General features: G+C 63.2%; 14 protein-coding genes. 10 read left to right on the top strand and 4 right to left on the bottom strand.

The window, feature by feature from the left end; all coding sequences use genetic code 11:
* Positions 1–9: 9 nt before the first annotated feature.
* A complete protein-coding gene (locus QM806_RS07575; protein ID WP_169693842.1) occupies positions 10–834 on the bottom strand; it encodes an IclR family transcriptional regulator in 825 nt (274 codons plus the stop codon).
* 282 nt (positions 835–1,116) lie between these two features.
* On the opposite strand from QM806_RS07575, the gene QM806_RS07570 reads away from it, so the two are divergent.
* The 9 genes from QM806_RS07570 (at position 1,117) to QM806_RS07535 (ending at position 9,057) form a co-directional block, all read left to right on the top strand.
* Entirely contained in the window at positions 1,117–2,448 is a 1,332-nt protein-coding gene (locus QM806_RS07570; RefSeq protein WP_169693841.1) for an MFS transporter, read from the top strand.
* Between the two features lie 78 nt (positions 2,449–2,526).
* Positions 2,527–3,282, top strand: coding sequence for an SDR family NAD(P)-dependent oxidoreductase (locus QM806_RS07565; RefSeq protein WP_169693840.1), 756 nt, complete (start codon positions 2,527–2,529; stop codon positions 3,280–3,282).
* Positions 3,283–3,426: 144 nt separating this feature from the next.
* Positions 3,427–4,440, top strand: coding sequence for a ketol-acid reductoisomerase (gene ilvC / locus QM806_RS07560; RefSeq protein ID WP_283290983.1), 1,014 nt, complete (start codon positions 3,427–3,429; stop codon positions 4,438–4,440).
* Between the two features lie 131 nt (positions 4,441–4,571).
* Positions 4,572–5,504 (top strand): alpha/beta hydrolase, encoded by a 933-nt coding sequence (locus QM806_RS07555; protein ID WP_169693363.1) that lies wholly within the window; start codon positions 4,572–4,574, stop codon positions 5,502–5,504.
* Between the two features lie 25 nt (positions 5,505–5,529).
* Entirely contained in the window at positions 5,530–6,996 is a 1,467-nt protein-coding gene (locus QM806_RS07550; protein WP_169693364.1) for an APC family permease, read from the top strand.
* 137 nt (positions 6,997–7,133) lie between these two features.
* Positions 7,134–7,949, top strand: coding sequence for an alpha/beta fold hydrolase (locus tag QM806_RS07545; RefSeq protein ID WP_169693365.1), 816 nt, complete (start codon positions 7,134–7,136; stop codon positions 7,947–7,949).
* A gap of 28 nt (positions 7,950–7,977) precedes the next feature.
* The gene (locus QM806_RS41645) at positions 7,978–8,208 is read left to right on the top strand and encodes an MmcQ/YjbR family DNA-binding protein (RefSeq protein ID WP_430459364.1); all 231 of its coding nucleotides are present in this window, start codon (positions 7,978–7,980) and stop codon (positions 8,206–8,208) included.
* Positions 8,205–8,414 (top strand): MmcQ/YjbR family DNA-binding protein, encoded by a 210-nt coding sequence (locus tag QM806_RS41640; RefSeq protein WP_430459363.1) that lies wholly within the window; start codon positions 8,205–8,207, stop codon positions 8,412–8,414. The genes QM806_RS41645 and QM806_RS41640 overlap by 4 nt, the downstream gene beginning before the upstream one ends.
* Positions 8,415–8,673: 259 nt before the next feature.
* Positions 8,674–9,057, top strand: a complete 384-nt coding sequence (locus QM806_RS07535; protein WP_283290917.1) for a DMT family transporter — start codon at positions 8,674–8,676, stop codon at positions 9,055–9,057.
* A 569-nt stretch (positions 9,058–9,626) separates the two neighbouring features.
* Here QM806_RS07535 and QM806_RS07530 read toward each other — a convergent pair.
* The 3 genes from QM806_RS07530 to QM806_RS07520 form a co-directional block, all read right to left on the bottom strand.
* Positions 9,627–10,334 (bottom strand): hypothetical protein, encoded by a 708-nt coding sequence (locus QM806_RS07530; RefSeq protein WP_283290916.1) that lies wholly within the window; start codon positions 10,332–10,334, stop codon positions 9,627–9,629.
* Between the two features lie 147 nt (positions 10,335–10,481).
* Positions 10,482–11,714: an MFS transporter gene (locus tag QM806_RS07525; protein ID WP_169693367.1), complete on the bottom strand. Its 1,233-nt coding sequence runs from the start codon at positions 11,712–11,714 to the stop codon at positions 10,482–10,484.
* A 349-nt stretch (positions 11,715–12,063) separates the two neighbouring features.
* Entirely contained in the window at positions 12,064–12,675 is a 612-nt protein-coding gene (locus QM806_RS07520) for a TetR/AcrR family transcriptional regulator (RefSeq protein WP_283290915.1), read from the bottom strand.
* Between the two features lie 470 nt (positions 12,676–13,145).
* Here QM806_RS07520 and QM806_RS07515 point away from each other — a divergent pair, with 470 nt between their 5' ends.
* Entirely contained in the window at positions 13,146–13,646 is a 501-nt protein-coding gene (locus tag QM806_RS07515) for a flavin reductase family protein (RefSeq protein ID WP_169693369.1), read from the top strand.
* The last annotated feature ends 95 nt before the right edge of the window (positions 13,647–13,741 follow it).

Raw genomic sequence — 13,741 nt, 5'->3', positions numbered from 1 at the left:
CGGTGGTAGTTAGGCTGAGGATTCGGTGCGCAGGGTGGGGGCGAGCCGCGCGGCTTCCTCCTTGAGCAGGATCGCCAGTCGGGCTTGCCGGTCCGGTCCCATCCGCGAGCTGATGGCCGCGATGCTCAGCGCGAGTGCGGGTTCGCCGTGTGCGTCGAGGACGGCGATTCCGATCGCCCACGATTCGGGGACGACCATGCCCTCATTGACCGCGATGCCGCCGCGTCGCCGGGTCCGCTCGGCTTGTTCGAGCAACCGGTCCGGGGTCAGCTCGGGATACCGCTGGGCCAGTTCGGGTGCATTGGCCGCCATCACACTCGCGGCGACCTGCGGCGGCAGGGCCGCCAGCAGGGCCATGCCGTGCGCTCCGACGCCGAGCGGATACCGGTCACCGGCCTGCAGTACATGGCTGCGGATCGGCCACGTTCCCTCCTCCCGGTGCACGCACACCGAATGGGTGCCGCGGCGCACCGAGATGAATGCCGCGTCTTCGGAGACCTGCGCGAGCCGCACCACCGAGGCCAGAGCCTGCTGTTGCAGTCCGTGCCGCCGTTCGGCGGCGCTGCCGACGGTGTACGCCTCCGGGCCGAGCAGATACCGCCGGTCCTCTGCCTGCTCGAGGTAGCCGGTGCTCACCAACTCCGACAGCAACCGGTGCACCGTCGGCTTACTGAGCCCGCTCTCGGAGGCCAGCTCCGCCAGGGACAGACCGCCGACGCGATCCCAGCCCGCCACCATCGAGAGCAGATCGAGGGCTCGGCGCACACTCTGCGAACCCGGCAGCGCGTCCCGGCCGGCCCGGGCCGACACCGATTCGCTGGAATCGTTCCGCATTGTGAAATCTCCCTTGAATCCGCATTGTGCGCGATTGGAATGGACTCCGGCCAGATGGCCTTGGGAACGACAGTAAAAGGTGATCTGGATCTCGGTCAACAATTTCATAATGTGGACCGATTTCCTGGGGCTTTTCCTCCCTGCTTGACTCCGCATGCCGAAAGGGAACACAGTCACATCGCAGCGTGACTCAGATCACGCACTCGGTCTCCGGGAAGGAGGGCGGTGCAGAACCCGCCAGTACTTCTTCCGCCCCCGTGCTCAGGAAAGACAGGACCCGCAATGACTCCGACGTCCGCGGCTGAACGCCCACCCCGCATCGACATCCGACAGGTTCGGTGGGCACGCATCGGAATCCCGCTGTTCGTGACCTACTTCATTTGCTTCATGGACCGCACCAACATCAGTGTCGCCTCCCCCCACATGGCCGACGAGCTGCAGTTGAGTGCGGCCGCGATGGGCCTGGTGTTCTCTGCCTTCTTCTGGGGCTACGTCGTCAGTGGCATTCCCGCCGGGGCCTGGGCGGGCAGGGGACACGCCAAGACCATCATCGTGGCGTGCATGGTCGTCATCGGGCTGTCCGCGGCGGTGACCGGCGTCGTCCACAACCTCCCGGTTCTGATGGCGGCGCGCATCGTCCTCGGACTCGCCGAGGGCGCCATCTTCCCCGCTTTCGCGGTCATGTTCATCAGCTGGTTCCCCTCCCGCGAACGCGGTCTCGCCGTCGCCTTGACGATGTACACCGTGCCGCTGTCCTCGGCGGTGATGGCACCGCTGTCCGGATGGCTGATCGAGGTCACCAGCTGGCGCGCCATGTTCATCATCCAGGCCGTTCCCGCGATCCTGGTCGCGGCCTGGCTGCACTTCTCGGCCACCGAGAAGCCCGAGGACCACCCGAGGCTGAGCGCCGAGGAACGGGACTACATCATCGCCACCCGCACCGTCGAGACCACCGACGAGTCGACCCTGATGCAGGTATTCATGCGGCCGGTGGTGTGGTTGCTGGCGCTGATCTACTTCTTCTGGGTCATGGGCATCTACGCACTCACGCTCTGGCTGCCCACCGTCATCGGCGACCTCACCGGACAGGGCTCGTTCCTCGTCGGCCTGCTGACCGCCATTCCGTTCCTCGTCGGCACCCTCGCCCTGTATCTGGTCACCAAACGCGCCGTCGCCAGCGGCCGATCCCTCGGCTCGTACATCGCACTGCCCATCGCGATCAGCGGCACCGCCATGATCGTCCAGCATTTCGTGGACCTCGGGGCCGTCTTCAGTTTCGCGATGCTCGTCGTGGCCGCCGGAACCATCTACGCATCCCTCGCGCTCTGGTGGACCTGGGTAATGCAGATCGTCCCCCGCAACCAGGCCGGAGCCTCGGTCGGTTTCGTCAACCTGTGCGGAAACTTCGGCGGCCTGGTCGGCCCCCTGCTCATCGGTCTGGTCGCCACCACCGGCAACACCGCATCGGGCTTCTGGATCATCGGCGTCGGAGTCATTCTCGCCGCGGCGATCGTGGCAATCCTCGACGCCCGGCGCACCAAGACCCACGCTGAATCCGACGACGCCGGACACCGCACGGCGGCCGACCCGGAGCACGCACCCCATCCCCATTGAAGACCGCTCCGGCGCGGGCGTCACCGCGCCAGCCGGCACCGAACCCCCTGACCGCCACGAAAGAACGCAGGAACCACGATGAATGAACGCATTGCCCTTGTCACCGGATCCGGGGCAGGGATCGGGGCCGCCATCGCCGAACGACTCGGTGAGCACGGGCGGCACGTCGTGCTGGCCGACCTGAATCACGAGGCCGCCCAGGCGCACGCCGCCGACATGACCAGCCGCGGCATGAGCGCGGACGCACTGACGATGGACATCGGTGACCGCGCCTCGATCGAGGCCGGCTTCAAATGGGTTACCGAAACCTACGGCCGCTGCGACATCCTGGTCAACAATGCCGGGATCGCCAAGACGCTTCCGTTCCTCGACTACCCCGACGATCACTGGGAAGCGACGCTGAACGTCAATCTCACCGGGGCATTCCGGTGCGCGCAGCATGCCGCCCGCCTGATGCTCGAACAACGCTGGGGTCGCATCATCAACATCGCCTCCACCAGCGGGATGCGTGCCGGCACGGGCCGCACCGCCTACGGCACCTCGAAGGCGGGGCTGATCGGCCTGACCCGGCAGATAGCGGTCGAGCTGGCCCCGCACGGCATCACCGCTAACGCCGTCGCACCCGGGCCCATCGAAACCCCGCTCTCGCAGGCCGTGCACACCGCCGCCACCCGCGCCGCCTACAACCGCCTGGTTCCGGCGCAGCGCTACGGCACCGCCGACGAAGTCGCCGCCGCCGCCAGCTTCCTCGCCTCCGACGACGCGGCCTACATCAACGGCCACGTCATTCCCGTCGACGGCGGATTCCTCGCCGCCGGCATGCTCAGCGACTGACAGTCCCGACGCTGCGAATGCGTAATTGGACGCAACTTCGTTGCAGCACAACATCGTTAACCAATAGGGATCGGCTCATTCCATCCGGCCGGACCATCACAGTGAAGGAAAGCAGCACACGTGCTCACCACAGAAACCAGCGACATGGCAGTCGAGATGTTCTACGACGACGATGCCGATCTGTCGGTCATCCAGGGCCGTAAGGTCGCTGTGATCGGTTACGGAAGCCAGGGCCACGCGCACTCGCTGAGCCTGCGCGACTCGGGCGTCGATGTGCGTATCGGCCTGAAGGAAGGCTCGAAGTCCCGCGCGAAGGCCGAGGAGCAGGGCCTGACCGTCGGCACCCCCGCCGAGGTCTCCGAGTGGGCCGACGTGATCATGGTGCTCGCACCCGACACCGCGCAGGCGTCGATCTTCACCAATGACATCGAGCCGAACCTGAAGGACGGCGACGCGCTGTTCTTCGGACACGGCCTCAACATCCACTTCGACCTGATCAAGGCTCCGGAGTTCGTCACCGTCGGCATGGTCGCCCCCAAGGGCCCCGGCCACCTGGTGCGTCGTCAGTTCGTCGACGGCAAGGGTGTTCCCGCGCTCATCGCGATCGACCAGGACCCGAAGGGTGAGGGCCAGGCCCTCGCACTGTCCTACGCCAAGGGCATCGGCGGCACCCGCGCCGGCGTCATCAAGACCACGTTCAAGGAAGAGACCGAGACGGACCTCTTCGGCGAGCAGGCCGTGCTCTGCGGCGGCGTCGAGGAACTGGTCAAGACCGGTTTCGAGGTCATGGTCGAGGCCGGCTACGCGCCCGAGATGGCGTACTTCGAGGTGCTGCACGAACTCAAGCTCATCGTCGACCTCATGTACGAGGGTGGCATCGCCCGCATGAACTACTCGGTGTCCGACACCGCGGAGTTCGGCGGCTACGTGTCGGGTCCGCGCGTCATCGACGCCGGCACCAAGGAGCGCATGAAGGAGATCCTGGCCGACATCCAGTCGGGTGAGTTCACCCGCCGCCTCGTCGCGAATGTCGAGAACGGCAACACCGAGCTCGAAGGACTGCGCAAGGCCAACGCCGAGCACCCCATCGAGGTCACCGGCAAGAAGCTGCGCGATTTGATGAGCTGGGTCGACCGCCCGATCACCGAAACCACCTGAGCACATGCCTCGATTCCGCCGGACACCCAGTTCATCGACACCGTCTCATCACGCCGGTCACGAGTCTGAGGTTTGTCATCTGCCGATCGATAAAGCCAGGCGGCGCGTTTCAATAGGAAAGGAAAATCGTGGTGACTTCTGGGCACGGTAATGCCGGAAACCCGTCGAATTCGGACGAGGAATGGTTCGCCGACAAGAATATGACCGTCGAGGATCGCATGGGATACGCGGCATGCGACGACACCCTGCCCGAGTACAGTCTCAGCCCGTACTCGCATCGGCGCGAGGGCATTCCACAGGGAAGTGTCACCCAGCACACGCATCGAAGCGAGGTGTCTTATCCGGGGGTCGAGCGGGACTACACGCTGTACGTTCCCAGTCAATACGATGAATCCGTCCCCTTGGCGCTCATTGTGTTCCTGGATGCAGCCGAGTACCTCGCCGCCGACTTCGGTGCCATCGCAGCGCTGGACAACCTGAACGCCGAGGGGCTGATTCCCCTCACCGCCGCCCTGTTCATCGACGCAGGCAAGACCGGGCCCGGATACCCCATCTTCGGCGGTTCCGATAACCGGAGCATCGAGTTCGATTCGATCGACGACACCTGGGTTCAGTTCTTGGTGGACGAGTTCTTCCCCACGGCGATCGGGCATCTCAACGTCTCTTCCGAGGCCGCCGATCGCGTCATCGTCGGATACAGCTCCGGTGGGAACGCAGCGTTCACTGCGGCGTGGCATCGGCCGGACGTGTTCAGAAATGTAATCTCTCACTGCGGGTCGTTCGTCGACATCCGTGGTGGACACAATCACATTCCGCAGGTTCGCCGGTCCCCGCGTAAGCCAATTCGCATCTGGATGCAGACCGGTCGACGAGATGCCCGAGTCGTGTTCGGCGATCTCGTCGCGGCGAACCGCGAGATGGCTGCCGCGCTCGAGTGGAGTTACTACGACTACAAGTTCGTCTTCGGTGAAGGCGGACACACATTGCGTCACGGCGGCTTCGAGTTCCCTCGAACGCTCCGATGGTTGTGGCGGGATCATCCAGCCACTGCACGGACCTACTGAATCAGCTCAGACATTGGAGATTTAGGTGAGCACAACTACCACCGCATCGGGGCCCGGTAATACGATCCCGTCGACGGCCGGCGACTCCACCACCCTGAAGGGCTCCCTCGGCACGTTCGGCCTGTTCTTCAGCATCATGTCGTTCAACGCTCCGCTCGTTATTGTCATGGGCGTCATTCCGATCATGGTCGCGACAGGGAATGGGATTGGGACGCCATTCATCTTCATCGCGGGCGGTGCTGTCGTGGCCTGCTTCGCAACCACCTTTCTCAGGATGTCCGCCGTATTGGATCGCCCCGGGGCGTTCTATGCCTACGTGACTGCCGGTCTGGGAAGGAAGATGGGACTGGGTGCGGGATTGACGATGCTCTTGGCGTACTTCACCTGCGCATGCGGATATCTCGCATTCGCCGGCACGTCCGTGGGCTCGCTCGTTTCCAGCACTTTCAACGGTCCCAGTCTCCCATGGTACGTGTGGGCTTTACTCATCTGGGCGCTGGTGGGCATCCTGGGTTACCTGCGTATCGATGTGTCAGCCAAAGTGATGGCCGTCATCCTGAGCCTGGAGATCGTCGTTGTCATCGTGTACGACGTCGTCGTCTTCGCTGCCGGCGGTGCCGATGGCCTCAGCACCGCACCGTTCGCACCGGCGCACTGGTTCGACGGTTCGTTCGCCACCGGGCTGCTCCTTGCGTGCGCGATGTTCGGTGGTTACGAGATGACGGTGTTGTTCCGCGACGAAGTGAAGCGGCCGGAACGAACTATTCCGCGTGCGGCGTTCGGCCTGATCGTGTTCGCGGTGGTCCTGTACGCAGGTACGAGTTGGCTCTACGTGAATGCGCTCGGTGTCCACGACGCCGTGGCGGTGTCGACCGCCGAGGGGACCGCCGCGTTCGACGCGACGATCCTCGAGTTCGGCGGACGCCTTCTGCTCGATGTCGCCACCGTCCTGCTTGTGACGAGCTCGTTGGCCGTCATCATCTGTGCGCATAACGTGGCAGCGCGGTATCTCTTCAACCTGGGTGCGGACGGGGTCGTATCACCCTCTGTCGCCGTGGCGCATCCCCGGTTCGGTTCACCGTATCGAGCGTCCATGGTGGTGAGCGTCGCGGTGTTGATCGCCAATCTGATTGTGGTCGTCGCGGGGATCGACTCAATGGTGTTCTACGGCGCACTGCTGGGGATCGCGGCATTGACAGGCATCTCCGTGATGGTTCTCACCTCCATCGCGGTACCTGTGTACCTGATCCGACACGACAAGTGGAGAGGTCACGTCTTCGCCTCGTTCGTAGCGCCGTTCGTGGCGCTGATTGGTTTCGGATGGTCCGTGGTGATGTCGATCGTCGACTTCTCGGTGCACACCGGAGGCGTGATGTGGTTGTCCAGCTTGCTGATCGCGATCGTGTACGGAACCTTCATCAGCGGATTCCTCGTCGCGATGCGGCTAGAGCGTACCAAGCCGGACATCTATCAACGGATCGGTCGCCAATGAGCACAGACCGTACCTACTGAGCCCAGTCAGAGGCGGGAGCCGGCGATCAGAGCGCGTGCCTCAACGCCAGGCTTCCCACCTCTGGCCCCCGCACCGGCTCGAGCACGCGCTGTGAGCCGGAACAGAAAGAGAGATCGATGAGCGGCACGAACCTGCCTCTGATGACCTCCGATGGCGTGACCATTCGGTACGACGACGAGGGTGAAGGTCGTCCCGTCGTGTGTGCTTCCGGCTTCGCAGATCAGGGCTCGAGCTGGGTTTTCCAGCGCGACGCCTTGGTGGAGGCCGGCTACCGCGTCATCCGATTCGATCACCGCATGCACGGCCGATCCGATTCGCCCAGTCACGGTCAGAGGATGAGCCGTCTCGGCCTCGACCTCGGCGAACTGATCACCACCCTCGACGTCCGCGACGTGGTCCTTGTCGGTCACTCCATGGGCGTATCGGTCAGCCTGGCGTACTTCTCGAGCGCCGCCGACGCATGGGACCGGGTCACCGCCTTCGTCGCGATCGATCAGTCCCCGAAGATCGTCAACGAAGGGGACTGGCAGTGGGGGGTTCGCGGCATCACCGGTGAAAACCTCTACGACGCCGCTGACTTCCGATTTGACTGGTCGAACGCGGACCGTGAACCCGCCGTCCCCGATCATGTGAAGCCCCTCCGACCGGCGGGTGACGAGTGGTGGGAACAGTTCCCAGTGGCAAGGGCCCGTCCTCTGCTGATCGACCATTTCGTCGCCGACTGGCGCGATGCCCTGCCCCGCATCCCCGTCCCCACCTGGATCGTCACCGGCCGACACTCGCCCTACTACGAGCTCGACGGCATGCGCTGGTTCGCCGACACCGTCCCACACGGCAGCCTCGCGGTCTTCGAACACAGTGGACACGAACCCCACCTGAACGAGTACAAGACCTTCAACGCCCAGCTGCTCGACTTCATCGGCCAGCACTGACAGCGGCCACCGATCGACGGGGAACAGCATGAACGGCGCCACGCTCCAGGAACACGCAAAATCGCGGGCCGACGAACTTCCGGGCGCGAATCTCGAGCACCCGTTCGGACCGGAATGGGAGGTATACAAGGTCCGGGGCAAGGTGTTCATGCTGCTCACCGCCGCGACCGGCGAGCCGATCGTAATCCTCAAAGCCGCCCCGCCGACGGCGAGGCATTGCGCAGCGCCCACACGGACATCACCGCCGGCTACGACATGAACAAACGGCACTGGATCACACTGTCACCGGGAGGGACGATCGACAAAGGCCTAGTGGACGATCTGGTGACCGAGTCGTACTTACTCGTGGTGAACAACCTTCCCCGCCCCGAGCGGCCGGTCGACCCGGAGACCTTTGGTCAAAGATCGGTCAAGTCAGAATGGCCAATGTCCGGTGCAACGGGGGACCTCTGCCGCAGGCGCTAGGGGGGAGCTACTCGATGCGCGAACTTCGCACTCCGCGTACAGGATGCGCTCTGTGCGAGCAATATCTTGCTGGGCCGTCGTCCACGCGCGCCCGCTTCCGAAACAAGGAAATCATGTCTGAGAACACAACGACCGGGTCTGAGACCGAAAACGGCGAAGGGAAAGAACTATCGATGGCGTCCGGCATGCTCGCTCTGGGAGTCGAATGGATGGGCCGCCGGACCATACATGGCAGTCGTGAATATGCGCGGGTTGACGCGTGATCGCCTACGTCCTGCTCATTGGGGCCATCGTCTGCGAAATCGTCGCGACGATGTCATTGAAGGTGTCCGAGGGCTTCAGCAAGCTGTCGCCCTCGATCCTGGTGGTGATCGGATACGTATGCAGCTTCACTCTGCTCGGCTTGGCACTTAACCGCGGGTTGCCGATCAGCGTCGGCTACGCCATTTGGGCTGCCGCAGGCACCACGGTCGTCGCGATCCTGGGCGTCGTATTCTTCCGAGAATCATTGTCCGGTATGGCGTTAGCTGGCATCGCGCTCATCATCGTCGGAGTAGCCCTATTGAATCTCGGCAACAGCCACGGTGGTTCGTCTGATCCCGCGCTGGACGATCACAGCGCGCACGACGTCGTGGAGAGCTGAAGTCTAAAGTAGTACGAACGCCGACCCGGATACACTCGAATTATCGGATCGACGGCTGCTATCCAGGCTCGTCAACCACCTCGAGGCCATCGGTGACCGCTCCGGCCTGCTGTCAGCGTGCGAGTGCAACAGCCCGGCCGACCTCACGCTTATCGAACCCCTGTGACCCGTGCCCAGGAGACCGACCGCATCCCGTTCCAAGCACGAAGACCCTGCACCGGATATCCGGTGTGGGGTCTTCGTGCCGGTAGAAACTAGCTGGCGAACGCTACGATTCGCGCTCAACACCTCCTGTGAGGGATCCGCCCTCACGGTGGAATGATGATCGACATGCCGAAGCCGTACCCGGAGTAGTTCCGCCGCGACGTCGTCGCCGTGGCGCGCAAACGTGAAGCCCCGCTGGAGCAAACGCGAAAGATTTTGGGATCTCCGATACCTGCCTGAAGAACTGGCTGCGCAAGGCCGACATCGAGGACGGAGCCGGACGAGGACGAACCTACTTCGAGCAGTTCTGGCGAGTTCCGCTCGGCCGCGATCGGTGACCAGCAGCCTCACGCTCCAGCCTCGGGTCAGAACGCGGCGATGTACTCGAGTGCGTCCTCCGGCGAAACCTCGACGAAACTCTCGTGGACCCGAACGCCGGTCGCGTCGAGGCGATTACGGTAGCGATCCCAGTGCTCGTCTCGGGTGTCCTTCGGAACCTCCAGGTGGCGGTCGAGCACCCGACTGGCCCAGCCGACCATATCTGAGGTGACCGAGGATCCGGGTGATTGGACGGGCCGTTCGTGGGCGATATCGTCCAGCATCTTCGTCGCCACCCCAACCGGATAGATGGTTTCGAAGACGTTGCTCTGTACCCGAGGATCGGACGACGAAATCTCGATGGTCGCATCGAGCACGTAACCCTCCGGACGATACGCATAGCAACTCTTCATCCGGTCCAGGAAGCTGGCGGGGTCGGCCCAGGTGTTGATTCCGCCTTCGCGCAACAACTGAAGCGAACCCGGTCCTCGCTGTGGCACAGCCAGTCTGGTGATGCCCTGATTCTCGATCGCGTTGAGTAGCTCCGCGGGTTGGCCACTCGCGAGTTGAATCTCTTTGCGCGGCGGCCACACGTCGAACATGCTCCAATCGCCGTGTGGACCGCCGACGTGGAATACGTACACTTCCGGATACAGGACCGGCCGAACCCCTTCCAGCCGCCGAATCCGGTAGAATTCGGCGATTGCCAACTGCATCAGCATGCTGGCACCCACCAAGCCCAGAGGTTCGTCCACGACGAACCCGAACCGGTCCGATCGCGACCACTCTGGAAACAGTGCCGACGACTCAATCGGCTTTCCGTCGACGAGGACGTCGAAGCTCGACGTGAAGAGTTGGTTCTCGGCATGCATCGCGCGTTCCTTTCCCAGCGAGCAGCGAAATTAGAGTTCTCGGTTCGCGTTCACCCGCGGTTCGCGGGTGGCGGCAAGAGCCACGCACGCGGCAGCCGCGATGATCGCCAAGGCCAACCAGCCGAGGTTCGATGCCACCTTCTCCGCCATCACTCCGTAGACGTACGGGAAGAGGACTGCGCCGGCGTTGCCGAGAGTCAGAATCAGACCCAGAGCCGTTCCGTAGTCACGAGGTGAGATCTCGTCCTCGTACTCGCCGGGTGCGACGACGACGATGGCGAAGTACATCGACCCGAGGAACCCGATGCCCGCGATGGCGATCGAGAACGTGACGGCGGTCGAGAACGGAAGGACGAACATACAGAGCACCATCAACGTAGCGGGCACCAGCAGAACGGGGATGAATCGCTTCGAGCGGTCGGCGATGTAGCCGGAGAGAATCGAGCCGGGGATTCCCAGGAACAGCATGATCCCGGACAATAATCCCGCGGTCGACGCCGTCAGGCCCAGATCGGAGACCGCGTATCCGGGGCCGAGTTGGGAGACGGTGAACAGTCCGCCGTACGCGCCCACGCTTCCGAGGCCGATGGTCCACATCGACTTCGATCGCAGGCACCGGGTCGTCGAAGTCCACGAGAACTCCTCGTGCTCGGCTGCGTTCGGTGGATTGACCAGGAGAACTGCAGCCAGAACGGTCGCCACCAGTCCGATCATGGCGGCAACCCACATGCCGGATCGCCAGCCGAGGGACTCGTTGACGAAAGTCCACGCGTACAGCGCGACAGCAGCGCCGGCGGTGAAGCCCAGGCCCTGTACCCAACCACCGACTGTGATGCGGACACGATCGGGACGGGCCCAGCCGGCCGCGATCGGAATCGCGGTACCCACCATCATCGACATGGCCACACCGCCCAGCAGTCGAGAGACCAGCAGGAGTGCGAAGCTGTTCGACACGGCGAACAGGGCAGACGAGGCTGCTAACAATCCGGCCCCGGAGACAGCGACGACCTTGAATCCGTACGCCGCTCCGGCGAAGCCTGCAGGGACGTGCGCGACCGCGTACCCGAGGAAGAACGCCGACACCAGCAACGAGACACTGGACAGTCGGAGGTCGAAGTCCGCCGCAATGACGGGGAATGCCGGCACGCTCGCGTACATCTGCAGACCGTAGGAGAAGGCAAGGGCCACCACCATGCCGACGACGACGTTCGAATTACGGCGTGCCCCGGCGTGGGGTGTTTGTGATGTCGTGGACGAGGTCACTGGATCATCGACTTTCGTTCGTGTGCTGAATCTGGGAGTTTCGAGACTGCCGATCGGTGCCGCTCCCTGGGAGTGTCCGGTACGGGGCATCAGCCTGACCCGGACGTACGAACAACCCGGAATCGGTGGGTCGTTCGATGATGTGGGGGCCGACACCTGTTGTACTCGAACGGAACAGAACCGTCTCGAGTGTGATCGGCGACGGTCGAATGAACCGACAGCAGCCGAGTTAATCGTGTTCGCTGTCACGTGTCACGATCGGGGTTGGCTTGTCGGGGATTCGTGCCCCTACAAACTTCTGCTTTCCCGCAGACGAAGACAGCAATTCGTCTGCGTTGACAGATCGGCGCTAGCTCCCGATCCGCATGGTGCCGGGATGCGTCCACTGACCGAGCAGTTTACAGGCCTCGCTCAGCGCGGACTCGGTGTCGAAATCGGGATTGACAACCCGTTGCAACGCAAGACCTCTCATTAAGGCGAGTACCACGGCTGCACCCGACTGATCACCTAGGGCGCGGCTCAGGTGCTGCCGGAACGTCCGATCGGTCTCGGCGATCATGGTCCGAGCGAAGTCGTGGTGGATCGCTTCCGCCAGGAAAGCGATGTAGACCTGCCGCCAGTCGCTGTCGGTCGCCGCCAATCGCACAACGAGCCCCGTTGTTTCCGCGAGATCGGTTCTCTCCGAAACGATCTGATCAGTCGCGGCACTCGCATCCTTCATCGCACTTTGCAGAGCGGATTGGAGGATGTCTTCTTTGTTCTTGTAATGGTGATTGACGACGCCTCGGGATGTACCCATCGCGTCGGCGATACGGGCTATCGTCACCGAGCCCGCCCCTTCCGTTGCGATCAATGTCCGCACCGCGGTCACGATCTGTTGACGTCGGACGCCGCCGACGTCGAGTCGGGCGCGGCGGGTCGAGGCTGGGCGTCCTTGATTTACGAGCACCAGTGCCCTCATCTCCAGGCCGTTCGGTTATCAGATCAATAGCATCACGGCCAGCATGCTAAATGACATGCTCGCATGCCAGTTGTCATGAGTCAATGGTCAACAAGCATTTCGTGCATCCGAGTCCATGAAACACATTGTTGATCTGTTTTTTACGCACAGGGGTTGCGCAAGCCCGGAAAGGCGGGCCATGATTTACGTCACGCCCTTGGCATGGAACAAGAAGTCTTCCCGAGGTGCGGCCCCCAATGACCGCGAACTGTTGAAGTTTGCCGTGGAGCCCGCACGCTCACGGTGGAAGGACTATCGACTATGCGAAGCATGATCACATCACCCCGAGAAAATCGGCCCCGTGACTCCACGGGGCACCTGCGTCTGGACGCAATCGACCGCATCGCCGTTCAGTTCACGAGTGCGTATACCGGATACGTCGCTGCAACACCAGAATTCGGTACGCCATCGATCGCAGGGAGGGCCGACGCATGAGCAATGTCGACAACAATCTCCAGCAACTCTTCCACGATGCTTTCGGCCGCGTAGCGGCACCGGTGGGAATCGTGGGAGTCTGCGACGAGGAAGGACACGTCCACGGCATGACTGCGACGGCGATCTCCTCGCTGTCGAATGATCCGCCCTCACTGGTGGCCCTGGTCAACAACGAGAACCAGACCTCCCGCACCATTCTAGAACGCGGACAGTTCTGCATCAGTTACCTCAAGTTCGAGTCCGAAGCCATCGCCCTGAGACTCTCGCGGCCTGGACAGAGTAAGACGCTGGAGGCTCACGAACTGGTCCAGCCCGAAGGCTGGCCGGTGCCGGTTTTGCGGAACGCCAGCGTAACGATGATGTGCGAGCTGGAGACCGCCCTCCCGCAATACACCCATCAGATTCTCGTCGGTCGGATCACCCACGTCCACATCGGAGACGGCCCGGCCGATCCGCTCCTGTACCTACAACGCGCTTTTCACCGACTGGCTGCTTGATCCGCCGGTCCGCTGGCCGCGGGACCCGCGTCGAGAGTTCGTCGACGCGGTCCCCTTGCCCCACTCATGGATCGATCCCTGGCGCGCCCTCCGCA

The organism is Rhodococcus sp. IEGM 1351 (genome assembly GCF_030056875.1).
In the GTDB taxonomy this organism is placed as follows: Bacteria; Actinomycetota; Actinomycetes; order Mycobacteriales; family Mycobacteriaceae; genus Rhodococcus_F; species Rhodococcus_F opacus.
Note: the sequence above shows the minus strand (reverse complement) of the source record. Positions and strands in the feature narration are given on the sequence as shown.